Here is a 19469-nt window from a genome sequence, read left to right as displayed (position 1 = left end):
GGTTCGCGGAATCCCGGACAGGAGGGGTGGGGGAGGAGTATCGTGCCCCCTCGGCATATGCCAGGGGTTGTTTTTCGGTCAGACATACGGCTCCGAGCCACACCGAGCCGCCCCCCGCCGGGCGGGCTCAGTCCTCCGTCGGCTGTCCGTTCGTCCGGATCAGGTCACGGCCGAACTCGATCATCTTCCGGGCGTAGTCCTCGGTCCACGCCGCCCGCTCGGCGACGTCCGCCGCCGTCAGCCGGTCGAACCGGCGCGGATCCGCCAGCTGCGCGGCCGCGATCGCCTGGAACTCGGTCGCCCGGTCCGTCGCCGCCCGGAACGCGAGCGTCAGCTCCGTCGCCCGGGACAGCAGCTCGCGGGGATCCTCTATCGACTCCAGGTCGAAGAAGTGCTCCGGATCGGCGGTCGCCTCGGCAGGCTCGAAGATCAGCGGTGCCGGCCGAAGCCGCCGCTGCGCGCTCCGCTCCGCGGGTTCCGCCATCGTCCTTCTCCTCCTCGCACAGGCACGGCCCGGACTCCCGGGCCGTCTTCCATTGTCGCGCGCCCCGCAAGAGCGCGAACCCTTCCCCGTACGCCCCCGGGGCCCTCCCGGGCCCCGGTTTCGACCCGCGGGACGGGTCACGCCGTCCGGGCCGCCCGGTGTTCCTCCAGGCGGGAGGGGGCCGCGCGGGCGCCCGTCGCGGAGGCGGCGGGCATCACCCGCACCGTGGTGGAGCGTTCAACTTCCTTTGCGGCCCTTGCCTCTTGACGTCACGAGGAGGCGAGGAGAATCGTGGAAGGTGAGCCTGCGATTCGTCATGAGTCAGGTGATGCACCATGCAAGCAGCCCTTCGAAAACGCGCCGCCCTGAGCGTGTGCGGCTTCGCACTCTGCGGGGCCCTCGCCGCACCGGCGGCCATGGAAGTGGTGTCGGTCGTGACCGATACCCAGCAGACCCATGTCGACGCCGTGAGGAAGAAGCCGAAGAAGCCACCGCGGCACTAGGAGGTCCAGGTCACGCCGGGCGGAGACGCCCTCCCGTACGGTGACATCGGGCCGGACGGCCCTCCGATCGGCAGGACGGATCCGCACCGGCATCGGCGGCGCGCCGTGGAGGCAGGCCGCGCGGGGCGGATGCTCCGCAGCGTCCGGGTCTCCTCGACGCGCCGCCTCACGGCGTCCAGGTCACCCGGTGTTCCTCCAGGTGGGAGAGGACCGCGTGGTTCGCCTCCCAGCCGTCGGGGAACGAGACCGCGACCCCCAGCCGCACCGGGTCCGTCGACGGGTGCTCGTCGAGGAGCTCCGCCACGCCCGCCCGGCACACCACGATGCACGCGTGCCGGTGCCGCGAGGCCAGCACGCACAGCCGGCCCGTCTCCAGATGGAAGGCGGTCGCGTCCGGGCGGCCCGACAGCGGGTGCAGGACGACCGTCACGTCGTACTCGCGGCCCTGGAGCCGGTTCGCGGTGTCCACCGTCACGCCCGTCACGCCCAGGTCCGCGAGTGCCGCCCGGATCGCCGCCGCCTGGTCGCGGTGGGCGGTGCCGACGGCGATCCGGTCCGGGGTGAGCGGGACCGGGGTCTCCGAGCGCTCCGAGACCGTCGCGCCGCCCCGGTCCAGGAGCCGGCGCACGACCAGGGCGATCGCGCCGACCGCCTCGGGGTCGGTGCGGGGGGTGTGCCGGGCCGGGAGTTCGAGGAGGCCCCAGCCGGACTCGGCGGCCTCGTCGAGGACCCGGTCGGGGGCCGAGCCGTCCGGGGCGACGCCGAAGGAGAGCCTCCGGTCGCCGTGCCCGGTGCCGCTGCGGAACGGCGTGTAGGGGTAGAAGGCGTCGGAGACCAGGGGAGCGGCCGAGGCGGGGAGGCGCCAGGAGACCGGGAGGCGGTGCTGCGGCAGCTCCGGGTTGTGGGCCAGGAGCGTGGAGACCGCCGATGCCGACGGGTCGTACGACAGCCCCGCCCACTGCTCCGCGCCCACCACCGAGAACGGGTCGAGCTGCCCGGGGTCGCCCACGAACAGCGCCCGCTCGAAGAGGCCCGCCACCGCGAGCAGCGCGTCCGAGCGCATCTGGTACGCCTCGTCGACGATCGCGTGCGCCCACGGCTCGACGTTCTTCACGTGCCCCCACTTGGCGGCCGTGGACAGGACGACCGGCAGCCCGGCCAGCTCGCCCGCCTTCGCCGACTTCCGTACGTTGGCCAGGTCGTCGAGCGCCTTGTCGTACGGGTCGGAGTCGCTGGAGTGCAGTCGGCCGACCTCCAGGTCCGGCTCCTTCTCCGCGAGCCGCAGCACCAGGTCGTCCACCTGTGCGTTCGTCTGGGCGACCACCATCAGGGGCCGCCCGGCGGCGGCCAGTTCGAGGGCGGCCCGGACCACGAGCGTCGACTTGCCGGCACCCGGCGGGGAGTCGACGACGACGCCCCGCGCGGTGCCGTGCAGGGTGTCCGCCAGGATGGCGGAGGTCGCGCGCGCTGCCTCGGCGGACGGGTCGAACATGGTCACTGCACGTCCTCGGGGGTCACGAACTCGGGGGCTACGGAGTCAAGGGTCATGAACTCGGGGGTCGCGAACACGGAGGTCGCGAACTCGGGTGTCACGAAGTCAGGTGTCACGAAGTCAGGGGTCGCGAACTCGGGGGTCACGACGTCGAACCCGGTCAAAGGACGTCCTCCGGCGTCACCGCGTCGGGCAGTTCCACGGCGTCCGTCCGGGGCGGGCCGCCGTGGGTCCAGGGCGTCTCCTCCGGGTCCGGCAGCTTCGGCCCGACCCGCTGGTCGTGCTCGAACAGCGTCCAGGCGATCCGCTCGCCCTTCTCCGGCACCGAACCCTCCGCGGGCTCCTTCGACCGGCCCATCCGGTCCAGGATCCGCAGCAGCAGCGAGCCGTCCTCCTCGTACCGCACGAACTCCGCCGCCTGCGGCCTGCCGTCCAGCGAGCGGTACACCCTCACCTTCTCGCCCAGGTGCGGCCGGTCGTCCGTGCGGACCGCGACGAGCGGGCGCGGCGCGGGCCGCTTCGACTCCGTCCACGCCATCGTCACCTCGACCACCTCGGCCGAGAACGCCTCGCCCGCGAGCCGCCGCCCCGCCATCACCAGCGGGTCGTCCAGGGCCTCCTGCGCCTCCAGCTGACCCTGCGCCTGCTCCCGGGCCGCGAGCTTCTGCGCCGCCGTCACCGCGTCGTCCCGGCGCGGCTGCGGCGGCTCGCCGGCCGCGATCCGGTCCCGGTGGCCGGTGAAGGACCAGCGGTCACGGGTCCAGCGGTCCTCGACCCTGGCGCCCTCCGGCAGTTCCCGCAGCAGCTCGATCGCCCGCCAGACCGCGTCCCAGGTCGGCTTCAGCTGCGAGGCGATCAGCCGGCGCAGCTCCCGCTCGGCCCCGTGCAGCGCGGCGAGGCCCGTGTCGGCACTCTCGCCGTCCTCGGCCGCGCCGAGCGCCTGCCGGGCCCGGTCGTACCGCTCGATCGCGGGCGCGAGGAGCTTGTTGTCGAAGGCCGGGTCGGTCGCGGGCCCGGCCGGCGGGCAGAGCAGCTGCCCCTGGGCGTCCCGGCCGACCTCGGCCCGCAGGGCCGCCTCGGCGCCCGACTCGCCGTCCCGCGGGTCGATCCAGGCGAGCAGCGCGCCCAGGTGCTGGTCCTCCAGGGACGACTGGCCGGTCGCCCAGTGCCGGTTGAGCAGGTCCGTCGCCGCGAGGAGCAGCGAGGAGCCGGGCACCCGGGCCCGCTCGCCGAAGTGCGTCAGCCACCGGCCGAGCAGCGGCACCCGCGGCGGCGCCGGGAACGGCGTCTCCGGGTCCTGCTCGGCCGTCCGCCGGAACCGCGTCGACCGTCCCAGCAGCCGCACGTACTCGATGCCCGCCCGGCTCGGCACGATCAGCTGCGGCGCGTCGGCGCACAGCTCGACCTCGACCTTCACCTTCTTGCCGGTCTCCGGGTCGACCTCGCTGCGCTCCGCCGCCTCGACGACGTCCGTGAACGAGTCGACGTACGGCAGGACCTCCTCGGCCAGGTCCGCGAGGAACGCGAACCGCAGGTCGCGGTCACGGGGTTGCGGCACCACCAGGAGCCGCGGCTCCTCGGGATCGGTGCCGACCAGCGCGCCCAGCGGGGCGCCCGCCTCACCGGCCGTCGTCAGCGGCACGAGGACCAACGGCCGTGCGGACAGCCGCCGGTGCCGGACCGTGGCGAGCGGCTGCGCCCGGCCCGACTCGACGGCCTCCATCCGGGCGAGCGTGGAGATCAGCGACATGCCAGGGCCTCCCGGGGAGCGGCGCGGAAGCGAGGGTTCAGCAGGGGCATTCGACGACCTCCCGGGGGGTGCGGGCGGGCGCCGACGCCAGCGCCTCCTCGCGCAGCGCCCGCGCCCGGCGCAGCGCCGCCACCGCCGGGTCCTCCGGGTCGCCCTCCTCGCCGCGCGCCGCGGCCAGGACCGCGCCGACCGTCGTCAGACCGCCCAACTCCCCCCGCACGGAACGGCCCAGGGTCTCCACCGCGCCCGCCTCCCGGGAACGCGCCCGGCAGTGGAAGGCCAACTCGCAGGCGGCCAGGCACTCCGGCGCGTACTGATGGGGGACGCACTCCACGGCCGCCGTCAGCTCCTCCGCCGTCCGCTCCACCACGTCGAAGCTGATGCCCTCCGGCAGGGCCCGCGCGATCTCGTCGATCCGGGTCAGCCGGTCCAGCTGACGCCGGGTCACCGACCGCTGCTTGCGCACGTCGACCACCGAGGCCGTCGGCACGTTCGAGAAGTCCTTCGGGCAGACGAGGAGCACCGACTGCGCGACCCGCGCGCCCTCCGTACGGGCCGCCACCCGCTCCAGGGCCAGCACGTAGACCGCGGCCTGACGGGCCGCCGCGCCCACCTTCGCCGCGTCGGCCGAACCGTCGATCATCGGGAACGACTTGATCTCCACCACCGTCCAGCCGCCGTCGGGGTGCACCACCACCGCGTCCGGCTCCAGGTGGACGGGGGAGCCGGCGACCTCCAGGGCGAGCAGCGGATGGTCGAGCAGCGTCCACGCCCCGGCGCCCGTCGCCTCCCGCAGTGCCAGCGCCGTGCGCGCCACCCGCCCCTCGGGTCCGGCCGCCGCCAGATCGGGCACGGACACCTCGACCGGCTCCTCCACGCCGATCAGGCGCAGCAGTTCGCGTCCGCCGTCCGCCTTGACCTTCGCCTCGAAGGAGTTGCCCCGCACGATCGCGAACTGCGACTGCCCGAACGGCGCGGGCGAGCCGAGCTTCGCGGCCAGCGCCGACTTGTCGACGCCGGCGCCGTCGAGGACGGCCCGCCGCTTGCAGCCCGGGTTGGCCGCGAGCGCCGCGAGGGCTCGGGCGTCCAGCGGACGCGGCACGACGGCCGGTCCGCGCAGCTCAGCGAGTAGTTGCCGAGGAGGTGTCGTCCGCGGTGTTCGGGACAGACCGCTGTCCGGGGATGCGCTCACCCGCCGAAGTGTCCCATCCGCCACTGACAACCGGGGGCGCTTCCGGTGTCGTACGGATCCGGTCGGCGAGCCGCAGCGCGTACGGGGCGAGCAGCAGGCCCGCGCCCATCACGGCCGCCCCGGCGACCGCGTCGAGCAGATAGTGGTTGGCGGTGCCCATCACGACCAGCGCCGTGACCAGCGGATACACCACCCCGAGGGCCTTCGTGGGCAGCGTGCGCCCGTACCGCCACAGCATCACCCCGCACCACAGCGCCCAGCCGACGTGCAGGCTGGGCATCGCCGCGTACTGGTTCGTCAGACCGCCGAGCCCGCGCGGCGCGCTGGCCTCGCCGCCCCACCAGCCGTACGCGCTGAAGTGCGCCATCGTGTCCGTGAAGCCCTGGGCCGCGTCGAGGAGCCGGGGCGGGCAGGTCGGCAGCAGCGTGAAGCCGACGAGACCGAGGAGGGTGGCGAGCATCAGCCAGGTGCGGGCCGTCCGGTAGTGGGCGGGGCGGCGGCGGAAGAGCCACACCAGGACCGCCGGGGTCACCAGGTAGTGCAGCGAGGCGTACGCGAAGTCCGCCGGGACCCCGAGCGCGGGGACGTCCGTGAACCACCGGTTCAACGGGTGCTCGGCGTCGATCCCGAGGCCCTCCTCGAACCGCAGGACCGCGAGCCCGTGCGCCACGGCCGAGGCCTCGTCGCCCTTCACCAGGAGCCGCCCGCCCGAGTAGGCCGCGTACACGACCGCGATCAGGGACAGCTCCGCCCACCAGCGTGGCTTGCGCATGAACGAGTCCCCCCGGTCGGTGATCGGCCCGGGGGAGGGGACGCGGGGCGGTCCCCGGGGGTTGCCCGGACGCCACCGCGCGTTCACGTCGGCGATGATGGGAGAGGCACGTCCGCACCGTGAACCTCTGGAGCGTCCTTCCCATGGCACCCCGCATCCTGCTCGCCCGGCACGGCCAGACCGAGTGGTCCCTCCTCGGCCGGCACACCGGCAGGACCGACATACCGCTGCTCGACGAGGGACGGCGCGGGGCGAAGCTGCTCGGCGAGCGCCTGCACCGGGGCCCCTGGCAGGGGCTGCCCGGCGTGGAGGTGCGCACCAGCCCGCTCGTCCGCGCCAGTGAGACGTGCGAGCTCGCCGGCTTCGGGGACCGGGCCGAGCCCTGGGACGCGCTGATGGAGTGGGACTACGGAGCGTACGAGGGGCTGACCCCGCCCGAGATCAAGAAGATCCAGCCGGACTGGTTCATCTGGCGCGACGGCGTCCCCGAGGGGGAGACGCTCGCCCAGCTCTCGGACCGCGCCGACGAGATCGTGGAGTGGGCCCGCTCCGCCGACCGGGACGTCCTGGTCTTCGCCCACGGCCACATCCTGCGCTCGATCGGCGCGCGCTGGCTCGGCGAGGACGTCTCCTTCGCCGCCCGCATCCGCCTGGACCCGACGAGCCTCTCGGTCCTCGGCTGGGCGTACGACGCCCCGGCGATCGAGCGCTGGAACGACACGGGACACCTGGAGCAGTGACGGCCTGAGCGGCCCCGGCACGTGCCGGCCGGCCGGGGCGGTCCGGGCCGCGGGGCTCCGTACGGCTCAGGACGTGCCGGCCAGGACCCTGCCGGTCTCCGAGAGCAGGTCGCGGATCCGGGCCGAGGCGATGCCGTCGAGGGAGTCCGCGACGCGCCGCGCCTCCGCCGCCGCCTCGTCCCGGCGGCCGGCGTGCGCCAGGTCCTTGGCGAGGTGGGCCCGGTAGAGCGCGAGGTTCCGGGCGAAGTGCGGGTTCTGCAGGACCACCGCCCGGTGGGCGTGGCGCGCCGCCCGGCCCCACTCGCCGAGCGCCGACCAGCACCCGGCCTCCAGCGCCTCCCGCTCCGGCTCGCCGAAGAAGGACATCCACTCGGGGTCGCCCTCGGCCGGGCCCCGCTCGAAGTACCGGTGCGCGCGGCCGAGGGCCTGCTCGCAGGCGGAGCGGTCGCCGAGCCCCGCCCACCCGCCCGCCTCCCGCAGCGACAGCAGGGAGAGCAGCCGGGCCGAGTCCAGCGGCTGCGCGGCCCGCAGGCCCGCCTGGGCCGCCCGGACCGCCTCGCGGTAGCGGCCGGTGTCCCGGGCCAGGAACGAGGTGTTGCAGAAGGCGTGCGCCTCCAGGGCCGCGTTCCCCGCCACGCGCGCGGTGGCCAGCGCCTCCGCGTAGTGCGAGCGCGCGTCCTCGTGCCGGCCCGAGTCGTGGGCCAGCCAGCCGACGGAGAGGGAGAGCTCGCCCGCGCCCGCGTGCAGCCGGTCCTCGGTGGAGCGGCGGGCCGTGGTGCCGGCGTCGAGGAGCGCGTACGCGGTACGGAGCGGCTGGGCGGCCACCTTGTAGAGCCCGTCGGCGCCGTGCCGGTCGTCGAGCAGCCGGATCCGCCGCACGGCGTCCTCGACGGCCCGCACCTCGGTCTCGCCGATCCGGTGGGTGCCGCGGGGGGAGGGGATCGCGACGGCGGGGCCGCCGAGTCCCAGCGAGGCGGCCGCCAGGGTGGCGGAGCCGCTCGTCATGAATGCGCGACGCAGCACGTCGCTCTCCTCATCGTTCCGGGTGGTGATGGCGGCGGGAGGCGCTGCCCCGGCCGGGACGGCCTGTCGCCGGCCGCGCACCGTCTCCCGCGCGGAGAACCCCAGGTCGGAGAGGCTCAGACCGGGGAACATGTGCAGGAAGACCCGCTCGTACGCGTAGTTGGGGCAGCGGATCTCGCCCGCTTCCACGCGCCCGATGTAGCGGGCGTCGCACGCGACCTGTTCGCCGATCTCCCGCGCCGCCCGGCGGACCGCCGCGGCGAACTCCGCCGGCGAGTGCTGTCCGCGGAGCCGGCGGAAGGCGAGATTGGGAACTGCCCGTGACATCGCCATGGCCGAGCCCTCTCCTGGTGCTGCCGGGTTTCCGGCGGCAAGAACGTACCTGCTGTGACCGGATGCGTACGCTGAGTTTGGCTACAAATCGGATATCTCGCCTGCGATCTGCCATGAACTGCCATCCTTTGCGGCGGGATACCGCCGTAGCCGTTGACGCGCACGGGCGTTGAACCGTAAAGGAGAGACGGAACGTGTCTCCTCTGGAGCGAGGAGGGGTCCCCCATGTCGGAGATCGGTTCGCAGGCGGCCACGCGGCACGCGCCCACCCCGGACGTCACGCGGCACGCGCCCACCCCGGACGTCACGCGGCACGCGCCCACCCCGGACGTCACGCGTCACGTGCCCACCCCGGACGTCACGCGCCACGCGCCCGCCCCGGAGGCCGACGGTCCCCGCTCCGTCGTCGGGCCCTGGGACCTGGTGACCGTCCCGGCCCGCCAGGGCCTGGAGGCCGTGGACATCCTGCGCCGCGCCGCCGGCCCCGCCGTCGGACCGGTCGTCCACGACGGCACCTGCGACACCCTCGGCTTCCTGGTGCCGCCCGGCACCGCCGCCGCCTGGGACATGCCGGGCAGCGCCTGTACGCGCACCTCGGGGCGGGGCCTGCGCCTCCCCGAGCTGCCGGAGCTCCCCGAACCGGCCGGGGACGCGCCCCGCCCCGCCGGCTGGCTGCTGCCCCCGGGCGACACCGACCCCGTCACCGACCCCGCCGTCCTGCGCGAGGCGCTCGGCGAGGCCGCCCGGCTCATCGAGGCGGCCGACGGCTGCCACTGAGCCCTCCTGCCCGGCATGCCCCGATAATGGGCCCGTGGCCAGGAACAAACAGCGGGACCGGGCGGCGGCGGCCGTCCCCGTCGTCGAGACCGTCGACGGCGGCCTCGCCGAACTCATACCCGACCGGGAGCGCCCGCGCGGCTGGACGCTGCTCATCGACGGCGCCCCGCAGTCGCACGTCGACCTCGACGACCCGGCCCGCCTCACCTTCGAGTACCAGCGGCGCCTCGGCCACATCGCCGACCTCGCCGCCCCGCCGAACCGGCCGCTCCAGGCCGTCCACCTCGGCGGCGGCGCCTTCACCCTCGCCCGCTACGTCGCCGCGACCCGGCCCCGCTCCACCCAGCAGATCGTGGAGCTCGACGCGCCCCTGGTCCAGCTCGTCCGCCGGGAACTGCCCCTCGACGCCGGGGCCCGCATCCGGGTCCGCTCCACCGACGCCCGCGCCGGCCTCGTCAAGGTCCAGGACGGCTGGGCCGACCTCGTCATCGCCGACGTGTTCAGCGGGGCCCGCACCCCGGCCCACCTGACCAGCACCGAGTTCCTCGCCGAGGTGCGACGGGTGCTGCGGCCCGGCGGCTTCTACGCGGCGAACCTCGCCGACGGCCCGCCCCTGACCCACCTGCGCGGCCAGATCGCCACCGCCGCCGCCGTCTTCCCCGAACTGGCGCTCGCCGCCGACCCGACGGTCCTGCGCGGCCGCCGCTTCGGCAACGCGGTGCTGCTCGCCTCGGACCGCGAGCTGCCGGTGGCCGAACTGACCCGCCGGGTCGCCACCGACCCGCACCCGGGACGCGTGGAACACGGCCGGGCCCTCGCCGACTTCGCGGGCGGAGCGGTCCCCGTCACCGACGCGAACGCCAAGCCCTCACCCGTACCCCCGGCGTCCGCCTTCCGCTGACCGCCCCGGAGCCGGCGCGGAAGACCGGCCCCCGCGTCCGCCGGTCGTCGTCCCCGCGTCCGCCGGTCGTCGTCCCTACGTCCGCCGGTCGTCGATCTCCACGCGGGGCGCGCTGTCGTGCCACACGCAGAAGACCGACAGCTCCCGGCCGTCCTCGGTGAAGGTGACCCGGATCCAGGTCGGCTGCTTCCACACCTGCATCTGCCAGCCCGACGCGGGCGTCGCCGAGACCAGTTCCGCCGAGGCCTGCCCGAGGTCGAAGGTGACCCGGCCGCCGTCCACGGTGTAGGTCTTCACGCCCGAGCGCGCGTCCGGGGACGGCGGTGGGGCGGTGGCGGGCGTCGGCGTCGTGGGGTCCGGGCGGCGCGAGGGGGCCGCGGACGGGGTGGCCGGGGGCGTGCGGGTCCCGCTCGGCGCGGGCGTCGGGCCGGCGGGCGGGGAGGGCGGGGCGCTCTCGGGCCGCCGGGTGGAGGAGGTCCCCGGGCCGACCCCGGAGGCAGCGGTTCCGATGGCCGGGCCGGCCGGGAGGGGCAGCGCGCGGGGCGGGTCGTACACCGTGCCGGACAGCACCGTGTGCACCCCCCACCAGGACAGGGTGACCGCCGCGCCGGTGGCGAGCGACCAGGCCAGGGCGTGAACGGGTCCTCTTCGCACCGGGACATAGTGCACCACCGGACGAGGGCCCGTACCGGAGGGTGGACACCGCCCGCGGCCTCACCCGGATGGCGTACGGTGCCGCCCATGGCAAGTGTGCTCGTGGTCGAGGACGACCAGTTCGTGCGCTCCGCCCTCATCCGGCAGCTGACCGAGGCCTCCCACACCGTACGGAGCGTCGGCACGGCTCTGGAGGCGCTGCGCGAGGTCGCCCATTTCCGCTTCGACGTCGTGATCCTGGACCTCGGTCTGCCCGATCTCGACGGGTCCGAGGCGCTCAAGATGCTGCGCGGGATCACCGACGTCCCGGTGATCATCGCGACCGCCCGGGACGACGAGGCCGAGATCGTACGGCTCCTCCACGCCGGGGCCGACGACTACCTCGTGAAGCCCTTCTCCGTCGACCACCTCTCCGCGCGGATGGCCGCCGTCCTGCGCCGCTCCCGGGCCGGCGCCGGCGAGCCGCCGCCCTCCCGGGCCCTCCGCGTCGGCGGCCTCACCGTCGACCCGCTGCGCCGCCAGGCGGAGCTCGACGGGACGCCGCTGGACCTGACCCGCCGCGAGTTCGACCTGCTCGCCTTCCTCGCCGGGCGGCCCGGCGTCGTCGTTCCCCGCAAGGAGCTGCTCGCCGAGGTCTGGCAGCAGTCGTACGGGGACGACCAGACCATCGACGTACACCTGTCGTGGCTGCGGCGGAAGTTGGGCGAGACGGCCGCCCGGCCCCGCTATCTGCACACCCTGCGGGGGGTCGGCGTGAAGCTGGAGCCGCCCGTGGAGACCCAGCCGTGAGATGGGCGCTCGTCAAGGTGTCGCTGGCCGTCACCGTCATGGTCGTCTTCGCCTTCGCCATCCCCCTCGGCCTCGTCGTCAAGGAGATGGCCCGCGACCGGGCCTTCTCCAACGCCGAGCGGCGGGCCGCCGGCCTCGCCCCCGTCCTCGCGATCACCACCGACCGCGACGAACTCGACAAGGCCGTCGCCACCACCGAGGACGGAGCCGCCGGCCGGCTCGCGATCCACGTGCCCGCCCCCGAACCCGGCGGCACCGCCCTGGAGATCGGCACCCGTCGCGCCGACCCCCGGGAACTCGCCGCCACCCGCGGCCTCGGCCGCGCCTCCATCGCCGAGGTCCCCGGCGGCTTCGCCCTGCTCCAGCCCACCGCGCTCAGCAGCGGCCAGGTCGCCGTCGTCGAACTCTTCGTCCCCGAGGGCGAGGTCAGCAACGGCGTCGCCACCGCCTGGCTCGTCCTCGCCGGCGTCGGCGTCGCCCTCGTCGTCGGCTCCGTCGCCGTCGCCGACCGCCTCGGCGTCCGCATGGTCCGCCCCGCCCAGCGGCTCGCCGGCGCCGCCCACGACCTCGGCGAGGGCCGGCTCGGCGCCCGCGTTCCCGAGGAGGGGCCGCCCGAACTCAAGTCGGCCGCCGTCGCCTTCAACTCGATGGCCGACCAGGTCGTCCAGCTCCTCGCCAACGAGCGGGAACTGGCCGCCGACCTCTCCCACCGGCTCCGCACCCCGCTCACCGTGCTCCGCCTCAACGCGGCCTCGCTCGGCTCCTCGCCCGCCGCCGAACAGACCCGCGCGGCCGTCGAACAGCTGGAGCGCGAGGTCGACATCATCATCCGCACGGCCCGCGAGGCGAAGCCGCAGACCCAGGCGACCGGTCCCGGCGCCGGCTGCGACGCCGCGGAAGTGGTCCGCGAGCGGATGGAGTTCTGGTCGGCGCTCGCCGAGGACGAGGGCCGCCGGGTGCGGGTCGCGGGCATCGAGCGCCCGGTCCGCATCCCCGTCGCCCGCCCCGAACTCGTCGCCGCCCTCGACGCCCTGCTCGGCAACGTCTTCCGCCACACCCCCGAGGGCACCGCCTTCTCCCTCGACGTCCACAACGGCGACGACGCCGTCATCGTCCTCGTCTCCGACGCGGGCCCCGGCATCGCCGACCCCGCCGCCGCGCTCGCGCGGGGCGCGGGCAGCGGACGCGACGGCTCCACCGGCCTGGGCCTCGACATCGTGCGCCGCATGGCCGAGTCGACGGGCGGCGACGTCCGCATCGGCCACTCGGTCCTCGGCGGTACGGAGGTACGGATCTGGATCGGCCTCGACGGACGCGGAGCCGGTATGGGCGGGGGCGGAGGCCGTCGTGGCCGCCGCCGCAAGGCCTGACGCACCCGGTCCTCCGCGCCGGGCCCTGCCTGACGCGCCCGGTCCTCCGTGCCGGGCCCTGCGTGCCGCGCCGGTCTCCCGTGCCGAACCTTTCCTGCTTCCGATGCCCGCCTTAAGCGGACCCTAAGAATCCGAACAACGGTGCCGAGGGCGGCAATTGTCCGTTTCCCCGGCGCTAGCGTGCTGCCGCATCCCACCCCCACCCCCGGCACGCAGAGGCAGGCACGCGATGGGCAGCAGTTCGCACCGGCGCAGGACGAGCACCCGGAACAAGGTCGTCGGAGCGGTCGTCGCGGCCGCCGTCGTCGGCGGCGGGGCCCTCGCGCTCACCGGCACCGCCCAGGCCGCCGCCGTCGGCGCCGCCTACACCCGGACGAGTTCCTGGACCGGTGGCTACACCGGCCAGTACGTCGTCACCAACGAGACCTCCAGCGTCCGGTCGGGGGGCTGGACGCTGGAGTTCGACCTTCCGGCCGGCACCACCATCGGCTCCCTCTGGAACGGCGAGTACACCGTCTCCGGCAACCACGTCACCGTGACGCCCGCGAGCTGGAACAAGCGCCTGGAGCCCGGCCGGTCCGTCACCGTCGGCTTCGTCACCTCGGCCACCGGCCGGGCCGGCGACCCCACCGGCTGCCTCATCGACAAGGCCGTCTGCTCCGTCGGGGGCGCCGCCCCCACTCCGAGCGGCCGCCCCACCGGGCAGCCCACCGCCACGGCCTCCCCGAAGCCGACGGCCACCACGAAGCCGACGGCCACCGCGACCGCGAGGCCCACGCCGACCGCCACGGCCACCACGGGCCCGAAGCCGACCGCCCCCGCGCCCACCCCGACGGCGACCCCCACCGGGGCTCCCGCCGCAGCCGCCAAGTACGCCCCGTACGTCGACACCTCGCTCTACCCGGCGTACGACCTGCTCGCGACCGCCGACGCCACCGGCGTGAAGGAGTTCAACCTGGCCTTCATCACCTCCGGCGGCTCCTGCGCCCCGCTGTGGGGCGGCGTCACCGACCTCGCGAGCGACAGGGTCGCGGCCCAGATCGGCGCCCTGCGCGCCAAGGGCGGCGACGTCCGCGTCTCCTTCGGCGGCGCCGCCGGCCACGAGCTGGCCCTGAACTGCCCGACGTCCTCGGCGCTCGCCGCCGCGTACGGCAAGGTCGTCGACCGGTACGCGCTCACCAAGCTCGACTTCGACATCGAGGGAGCCGCCCTCCCGGACACCGCCGCCAACACCCGCCGCTCGCAGGCGATCGCCCAGCTCCAGAAGGACCACCCGGGCCTGGACGTCTCCTTCACCCTGCCGGTCATGCCCGAGGGCCTGACCCAGCCGGGCGTGGACCTGCTGGCCGACGCCAGGAGGAACGGCGTCCGCGTCGACGCCGTCAACATCATGGCGATGGACTACGGACCGGCGTACAGCGCCGACATGGGCACGTACGCCGTCCAGGCCGCGACCGCGACCCAGGCCCAGATCAAGGGCGTCCTCGGCCTCTCCGACGCGGCCGCCTGGAAGGCCGTGGCCGTCACCCCGATGATCGGCGTCAACGACGTCGCCTCCGAGGTCTTCCGGGTGGAGGACGCCGGCCAGCTCGTCGACTTCGCGAGGGCCAAGGGGATCGGCCGGCTCTCGATGTGGTCCGCGGCCCGTGACAAGCAGTGCGCGGCCGGCGCCGTGACCTACGCCGACCCCACCTGCTCCTCGATCCTCCAGCAGCCGCTGGCCTTCACGAAGGCCCTCGGCGCCTACAGGTGACCGAACCCCCGAGTCCCCCCACACCGCGCGCCCCGGCCGGAACCACCCCACCGCCGACCGGGGCGCGCACCCTTTCCCGGACGTCGGCCGTGTTTCCGGGGGTCGACCGTCTTCCCTGACATCAGCCGCGTTCCCTGACATCGGCCGTGGTCCGGCGAGACCCCCACGGGGGAGCGCTCCCAGGGTGGCGGAGCGCACATGAGAACGGCTCAGGCCCCGGTTCTTCCGAACCGGGGCCTGAGCCATCAGGGTGAGTAACGGGACTCGAACCCGCGACATCCTGGACCACAACCAGGTGCTCTACCAGCTGAGCTATACCCACCACGACCGGCGGTTTTCCCGAAGGTTTCCCCGACCGGCCGAGAAGAAGTCTACAGGGTTCCGGAGGGTGCTCGCGCCACCGTTTTCCGCGGGGGCTTCCCGGGGCTCCCGGGGGCGCGAGCGGACGGTCACTCCGCGGGCAGGACGTGACGGGCCGCGATCTTCTTCGCGGTCTCCGAGTCCGGGCCGGGCTGCGGGACGAAGACCGCCTCGCGGTAGTAGCGCAGCTCCGCGATGGACTCGCGGATGTCGGCGAGCGCCCGGTGGTTGCCGTTCTTCTCCGGACTGTTGAAGTACGCCCTCGGGTACCAGCGGCGGGCCAGCTCCTTGACCGAGGAGACATCGACGATCCGGTAGTGCAGATGGCTCTCCAGGGCGGGCATGTCGCGCGCGAGGAAGCCGCGGTCCGTGGAGACCGAGTTCCCGCACAGCGGCGCCTTGCCCGGCTCCTTGACGTGCTCGCGGATGTACGCGAGGACCTGGGCCTCCGCGTCGGCGAGCGTGGTGCCGCCGGCGAGCGCGTCGAGCAGCCCCGAGGCCGTGTGCATCTGGCGCACGATCTCGGGCATGGTCTCCAGGGCCGCGTCCGGCGGGCGGATCACGATGTCCACGCCGTCGCCGAGCACGTTCAGTTCCGAGTCGGTGACCAGTGCGGCCACCTCGATGAGTGCGTCGTCCGTCAGCGAGAGCCCGGTCATCTCGCAGTCGATCCACACCATGCGATCGTTCATGCGTCCTACCTTAGGGCGTGTCCCGCCGATCGGACCGGGCCCGGAGGCCTTCGGAGACGGCTCCGACGGGCCGGCCGGGCCCCGACGGCCTCCGGAAACGCCCCCGGCGGGCCGACGGGCCCCCGGGGGAGGTGTCCCCGGAGGCCCGTCGGTCCTGCGTCGCGCCGCTTGTGGCGGCGTCGGTCCTCGTTACGGCGCGCTGCGCTGGCCCGGCAGGGCCGGCCGGCCGGAGGTGTACACGTCCGACTGCGGCTTGCCCGGCTCCAGCGGCCTGCGGAGCCCCGCCGGACCCTGGGCCGGCACCGCCGCCTCGAGCACGGCCGCGCCGGTCTCGCCCTGCGGCCGCCGGGCGCGGTACGCCGCGCGGTAGGCGGCCGGCGAGGAGCCGAGCTGGCGCCGGAAGTGGCCGCGCAGCGCCACCGGGGAGCGGAAGCCGCACCGGCCCGCGACCTCGTCGACCGAGTAGTCGGAGGTCTCGAGCAGCCGCTGCGCCTGCAGCACCCGCTGGGTGATCAGCCACTGGAGCGGGGCGGAGCCCGTCAGCGAGCGGAACCGGCGGTCGAAGGTCCGCCGTGACATGTAGGCGCGCGCGGCGAGCGTCTCCACGTCGAACTGCTCGTGGAGGTGCTCCAGCGCCCAGGCGACGACCTCGGCCAGCGGGTCGGCGCCGATCTCCTCGGGTAAAGACCTGTCGAGGTAGCGCTCCTGGCCGCCGCTGCGCCGCGGCGGGACGACCAGCCGGCGCGCCAGCGCGCCCGCGGCCTCGGTGCCGTGGTCGGTCCGCACGATGTGCAGACACAGATCGATTCCGGCCGCGGTGCCGGCGGAGGTCAGCACGTCCCCGTCGTCGACGAAGAGCTCCCGCGGGTCCACGTGGACCGACGGATAGCGCTTGGCGAGCGTCGGCGCGTACATCCAGTGCGTGGTCGCCGGCCGGCCGTCGAGCAGTCCGGCCGCGGCCAGGACGAACGCCCCGGTGCACAGCCCGACGATCCTGGCCCCCTCCTCGTGCGCGCGGCGCAGCGCTTCGAGCGCCTCCGGCGGCGGCGGCGAGGTGATCGACCGCCAGGCCGGGACGACGACGGTGCCCGCCCGGCCGATGGCCTCCAGGCCGTACGGCGCGGTGAGTTCGAGCCCGCCGGTGGTCCGCAGCGGGCCTTCCTCCCCGGCGCAGACGAGCAGCCGGTAACGTGGCACCCCGGCGTCCTGCCGGTCGATGCCGAACACGGAGAGCGGGATGGAGCTCTCGAAGATGGGGCCGCCGCTGAACAGCAGCACCGCGACGACTTCGCGACGGCGGCGCCCGGACAGCTTCCGTGCGACCTCCGGTGCGGCGGAGTCCTGGCTCATGACGCTAAGCCCCCCTCGGTGTTCGCGTCTCCCTGGTCGTGTCGCTCCTGCACGTTTCCCCTCGGTTTTGCACGAGACCCCAGTCTTCGGTACCCATGATCGAATCTACTGTGTCCCGTGGCGCCGGCGTGACAAGTTCTCCATCCGGTGGATTGTCGACAAGGCAACTTGGCGTGAAGCGATCGATCGCGAAGTCCGGCATCCGACGGCCGCCCGGGGGAGGGGCGGGGCGGCGAACGTCCCCGTACGCGGGGGGTGTGGGCCCCCGGGACAAGGCTTTCGGGGTCGTCGGCACCGGGCTTGGTCAATCGTTCCGCCAAGGACTCGCCGTCGACTTCAAGTTGGCTGAAAACATATGGGGTCGGGTGTACGAACCTGTCAACTCGAAGGGGGGCGGGGGCGGCTCCGGACCCCTCCGGAACTAGTTCCGGCGCCGGGGGCGGGCCGTCTCCGCGCGCAGTCCGCGCTCCGAGCGGCGCAGCAGCACCCGGCAGGCCGTCGTCACCGAGACGAGCCCGAGCGCGGTCCCGGCCGCCCCGCCGAGCGAGGTGCCGTAGGCGACGAGCACCACGGGGACCAGCACGCAGCAGAAGACCGCCCAGCGGACGACGTCACCGCCCTGCTCCGCCGCGCCCGCGCCCCCCGCCGCCCCCGGCTGCTCCGGGTCCGCGCCCCCGGCCGGGGGGAGGACCGGCGCCCGGCGGCGGCCACGGGGCGCGCCGGGCGCCGGAGCGGCGGCGGGGGCGGCGGAGGTCTGGCCGACGGCGGTCGATGGTGCGGGCACGGGCGGTCTCCCTGCGACGGTGGGCTGGACCTGTGGCAACGAGGAGCGGAACCTTCCGGTCACTCTCGGCGACGTCCGTTTGGCCCCCGTACGGACGCCTGTAGGGCACATCCGGCATTGCCAGATCCCGAACCCCTCGTGCATGCTCCCTGGAACGCCGCGTGCGAGCGGCGGGCACGCCGGGCTCGGCACGGCGGGCTCTGGGCAGGAGAGGAGTGTCGCCGTACCCTTGGGGGTATGGGCTTGGGAAGATGATTCCCGGACACAGCTCCGCCGTCACCCGTCGTTCGTCCCCCCTTTTCCCCGTCCCTTCCCACGAGGACCCTCTTCGCCGAGACACCGATGGCCGGTCACGAATTCCCCGAACCCGCGGACCGCAAGCGCGTCGCCGATTCCACGGTCGACCCCCTCGCGGTGGAACAGCCACGTCATGCCTGCGACCCGGCCTTCCGGCACGGGGTGGTCGTCGGCTTCGACGGCTCCACGTCCAGTGAGCGCGCCCTCGCGTACGCCATCGGCATGGCCCGCCGCTCCGGATCGGGCCTGATCATCGTGCACGTGGCCAACCGGCTGCCCACCACGGTGTGGGCCGGCTGCGAACCCCCGGTCTTCGTCGACGTGCCGGACCACCGCACCGAGGTCCTCGGTCTGGAACTGGCCTGCGCCGATCACCTCTCCGAGGTGCCGTGGATCCTGGTGGAGCGCGGCGGGGACATCTGCCACGAGCTGGAGGAGGTCGGCCGGGAGTACTCGGCCGACGCGATCGTGGTCGGCTCCACGCACGGGATCGTCGGCCGGATCTTCGGCTCGGTCGCCGGCCGCCTCGCGCGCCGCGCCCAGCGGCCCGTCATCGTCATCCCGTAACGCGTCCGGCGCCCCGTCGCCGTCGTCGTCCTCCCGTCACACGCCCGCGGGCCCCCTCCGTCCCGTACGGCCCGTCAGATCGCTCCCTCAACTGCCGTCATCCGGCCATAAATTCGGCCTTCCTCAGGTGAATTGTGTGCTTGTGAAGGGTACATAAAGGTCACGGAACGCAGCAGCTCACGCAGGACAACTGCACACCTGAAGGGAGCCCGCCGTGAACAACGAAGTCGCCGCGGGAAACACCACCTCCACGCTCGGCCACCTGGCGCTCGGACTGACCCTGCTGGCCTTCGGCCTGGGCGGAACCGGTGTCATCGACAACGTCGCGGCAGCGGATGCCGCGGGTCTCGCCACCTGGGTCGGCGGCGTGACGCTCTTCCTCGTCGGACTGCTCGCCCTGCGCGCGGGCGACAAGGGCGAAGGCACGGCGTACGCGGCGCTCGGCGCCTTCTGGTTCACCTGGGGCAGCGGAGCCGGCGGGCACGCCTCGGCCGACGCCATGGGCCTCTTCCTGCTCCTGTGGGCGCTCCTCGCGCTCACGCTGACCGTGGCCTCCGCGGGCAGCGGACTCTTCGGGCAGGGCGTGTACGGGCTGCTGTTCGTCGCGCTGCTGCTGCTCGGCATCGGCGCCCTCGCCGACAACGGCGGCCTCGGCAAGGCGGGCGGCTGGGTCGCCGCCGTCGCGGGCCTGGCCGCCTGGTACGGCGCCACGGCCGCGGTCGCCGGCTGGCCGACGGCCCTGCGCCGCGCGGCGGGCGGTGCCCCGGCCGCGGGCTGAGCCGGAAGGTCCGGAAAGTGCAGCGGTCCCCGTGCACGGGAGGTGTGTGCACGGGGACCGCCGTGTGTCCGGCCGAGGCTCCGGGGGACAGGCCCGGAGGGGCGCGGC

Annotated in this window: 20 protein-coding genes and 1 tRNA gene; 9 read left to right on the top strand and 12 right to left on the bottom strand. The window is 74.5% G+C overall.

Going from position 1 to position 19469, the window contains the following annotated elements; genetic code table 11:
• Positions 1 to 127: 127 nt before the first annotated feature.
• Positions 128 to 484 carry a hypothetical protein gene (locus ACIGW4_RS09730; RefSeq protein ID WP_030693847.1) on the bottom strand — a complete coding sequence of 119 codons (357 nt, stop codon included), beginning with the start codon at positions 482 to 484 and terminating at the stop codon, positions 128 to 130.
• A 335-nt stretch (positions 485 to 819) separates the two neighbouring features.
• Between ACIGW4_RS09730 and ACIGW4_RS09725 the strand changes: the two genes are divergently transcribed.
• Entirely contained in the window at positions 820 to 987 is a 168-nt protein-coding gene (locus ACIGW4_RS09725) for a hypothetical protein (protein WP_185094555.1), read from the top strand.
• A gap of 166 nt (positions 988 to 1153) precedes the next feature.
• On the opposite strand, the gene ACIGW4_RS09720 is transcribed toward ACIGW4_RS09725, so the two are convergent.
• The 5 genes from ACIGW4_RS09720 to ACIGW4_RS09700 are packed head-to-tail and all read right to left on the bottom strand — an operon-like array spanning position 1154 to position 6193.
• Positions 1154 to 2479 (bottom strand): AAA domain-containing protein, encoded by a 1326-nt coding sequence (locus ACIGW4_RS09720; protein ID WP_399579635.1) that lies wholly within the window; start codon positions 2477 to 2479, stop codon positions 1154 to 1156.
• 2 nt (positions 2480 to 2481) lie between these two features.
• Positions 2482 to 2643 carry a hypothetical protein gene (locus tag ACIGW4_RS09715; protein ID WP_398708543.1) on the bottom strand — a complete coding sequence of 54 codons (162 nt, stop codon included), beginning with the start codon at positions 2641 to 2643 and terminating at the stop codon, positions 2482 to 2484.
• Positions 2640 to 4229 (bottom strand): hypothetical protein, encoded by a 1590-nt coding sequence (locus ACIGW4_RS09710; protein WP_398708544.1) that lies wholly within the window; start codon positions 4227 to 4229, stop codon positions 2640 to 2642. The genes ACIGW4_RS09715 and ACIGW4_RS09710 overlap by 4 nt, the downstream gene beginning before the upstream one ends.
• A gap of 37 nt (positions 4230 to 4266) precedes the next feature.
• Entirely contained in the window at positions 4267 to 5421 is a 1155-nt protein-coding gene (locus tag ACIGW4_RS09705; protein WP_359587428.1) for a hypothetical protein, read from the bottom strand.
• Positions 5351 to 6193 carry a phosphatase PAP2 family protein gene (locus ACIGW4_RS09700; RefSeq protein WP_399579546.1) on the bottom strand — a complete coding sequence of 281 codons (843 nt, stop codon included), beginning with the start codon at positions 6191 to 6193 and terminating at the stop codon, positions 5351 to 5353. The genes ACIGW4_RS09705 and ACIGW4_RS09700 overlap by 71 nt, the downstream gene beginning before the upstream one ends.
• Positions 6194 to 6336: 143 nt before the next feature.
• Between ACIGW4_RS09700 and ACIGW4_RS09695 the strand changes: the two genes are divergently transcribed.
• Positions 6337 to 6933 carry a histidine phosphatase family protein gene (locus ACIGW4_RS09695; protein WP_123452626.1) on the top strand — a complete coding sequence of 199 codons (597 nt, stop codon included), beginning with the start codon at positions 6337 to 6339 and terminating at the stop codon, positions 6931 to 6933.
• A gap of 66 nt (positions 6934 to 6999) precedes the next feature.
• Here the strand turns inward: ACIGW4_RS09695 and ACIGW4_RS09690 are convergent, their stop codons facing one another.
• On the bottom strand, positions 7000 to 8289 hold the full coding sequence (locus ACIGW4_RS09690; protein ID WP_359587430.1) for a tetratricopeptide repeat protein: 1290 nt from the start codon (positions 8287 to 8289) through the stop codon (positions 7000 to 7002).
• Between the two features lie 225 nt (positions 8290 to 8514).
• Between ACIGW4_RS09690 and ACIGW4_RS09685 the strand changes: the two genes are divergently transcribed.
• Both ACIGW4_RS09685 and ACIGW4_RS09680 read left to right on the top strand, forming a co-directional pair.
• Positions 8515 to 9066 carry a hypothetical protein gene (locus tag ACIGW4_RS09685; protein ID WP_399579543.1) on the top strand — a complete coding sequence of 184 codons (552 nt, stop codon included), beginning with the start codon at positions 8515 to 8517 and terminating at the stop codon, positions 9064 to 9066.
• Positions 9067 to 9100: 34 nt separating this feature from the next.
• Positions 9101 to 9967: a spermidine synthase gene (locus ACIGW4_RS09680; protein ID WP_398708552.1), complete on the top strand. Its 867-nt coding sequence runs from the start codon at positions 9101 to 9103 to the stop codon at positions 9965 to 9967.
• 75 nt (positions 9968 to 10042) lie between these two features.
• On the opposite strand, the gene ACIGW4_RS09675 is transcribed toward ACIGW4_RS09680, so the two are convergent.
• On the bottom strand, positions 10043 to 10621 hold the full coding sequence (locus ACIGW4_RS09675; protein ID WP_399579541.1) for a hypothetical protein: 579 nt from the start codon (positions 10619 to 10621) through the stop codon (positions 10043 to 10045).
• An 87-nt stretch (positions 10622 to 10708) separates the two neighbouring features.
• Here ACIGW4_RS09675 and ACIGW4_RS09670 point away from each other — a divergent pair, with 87 nt between their 5' ends.
• The 3 genes from ACIGW4_RS09670 (at position 10709) to ACIGW4_RS09660 (ending at position 14533) form a co-directional block, all read left to right on the top strand.
• Complete coding sequence (locus ACIGW4_RS09670; protein WP_185094552.1) at positions 10709 to 11410, top strand: response regulator transcription factor; 702 nt, start codon at positions 10709 to 10711, stop codon at positions 11408 to 11410.
• Entirely contained in the window at positions 11407 to 12780 is a 1374-nt protein-coding gene (locus tag ACIGW4_RS09665) for a sensor histidine kinase (protein WP_399579539.1), read from the top strand. The genes ACIGW4_RS09670 and ACIGW4_RS09665 overlap by 4 nt, the downstream gene beginning before the upstream one ends.
• 229 nt (positions 12781 to 13009) lie before the next feature.
• Complete coding sequence (locus ACIGW4_RS09660; protein WP_399579536.1) at positions 13010 to 14533, top strand: cellulose binding domain-containing protein; 1524 nt, start codon at positions 13010 to 13012, stop codon at positions 14531 to 14533.
• A 249-nt stretch (positions 14534 to 14782) separates the two neighbouring features.
• On the opposite strand, the gene ACIGW4_RS09655 is transcribed toward ACIGW4_RS09660, so the two are convergent.
• The 4 genes from ACIGW4_RS09655 to ACIGW4_RS09640 form a co-directional block, all read right to left on the bottom strand.
• Positions 14783 to 14855: transfer RNA gene (locus ACIGW4_RS09655), tRNA-His, on the bottom strand.
• A gap of 127 nt (positions 14856 to 14982) precedes the next feature.
• Positions 14983 to 15585 carry an oligoribonuclease gene (gene orn, locus ACIGW4_RS09650; protein WP_093875966.1) on the bottom strand — a complete coding sequence of 201 codons (603 nt, stop codon included), beginning with the start codon at positions 15583 to 15585 and terminating at the stop codon, positions 14983 to 14985.
• Between the two features lie 189 nt (positions 15586 to 15774).
• Complete coding sequence (locus ACIGW4_RS09645; protein ID WP_359587437.1) at positions 15775 to 16935, bottom strand: helix-turn-helix domain-containing protein; 1161 nt, start codon at positions 16933 to 16935, stop codon at positions 15775 to 15777.
• Between the two features lie 421 nt (positions 16936 to 17356).
• Positions 17357 to 17719: a hypothetical protein gene (locus tag ACIGW4_RS09640; RefSeq protein ID WP_398708557.1), complete on the bottom strand. Its 363-nt coding sequence runs from the start codon at positions 17717 to 17719 to the stop codon at positions 17357 to 17359.
• A gap of 342 nt (positions 17720 to 18061) precedes the next feature.
• On the opposite strand from ACIGW4_RS09640, the gene ACIGW4_RS09635 reads away from it, so the two are divergent.
• Both ACIGW4_RS09635 and ACIGW4_RS09630 read left to right on the top strand, forming a co-directional pair.
• A complete protein-coding gene (locus ACIGW4_RS09635) occupies positions 18062 to 18583 on the top strand; it encodes a universal stress protein (RefSeq protein ID WP_123452601.1) in 522 nt (173 codons plus the stop codon).
• A gap of 214 nt (positions 18584 to 18797) precedes the next feature.
• Positions 18798 to 19361, top strand: a complete 564-nt coding sequence (locus tag ACIGW4_RS09630) for a GPR1/FUN34/YaaH family transporter (RefSeq protein WP_359587438.1) — start codon at positions 18798 to 18800, stop codon at positions 19359 to 19361.
• Positions 19362 to 19469 lie beyond the last annotated feature (108 nt).

The organism is Streptomyces sp. NPDC053513, from assembly GCF_044544765.1.
Taxonomy (GTDB): domain Bacteria; phylum Actinomycetota; class Actinomycetes; order Streptomycetales; family Streptomycetaceae; genus Streptomyces; species Streptomyces litmocidini.
This window is presented reverse-complemented; position numbering and strand designations above follow the sequence as displayed.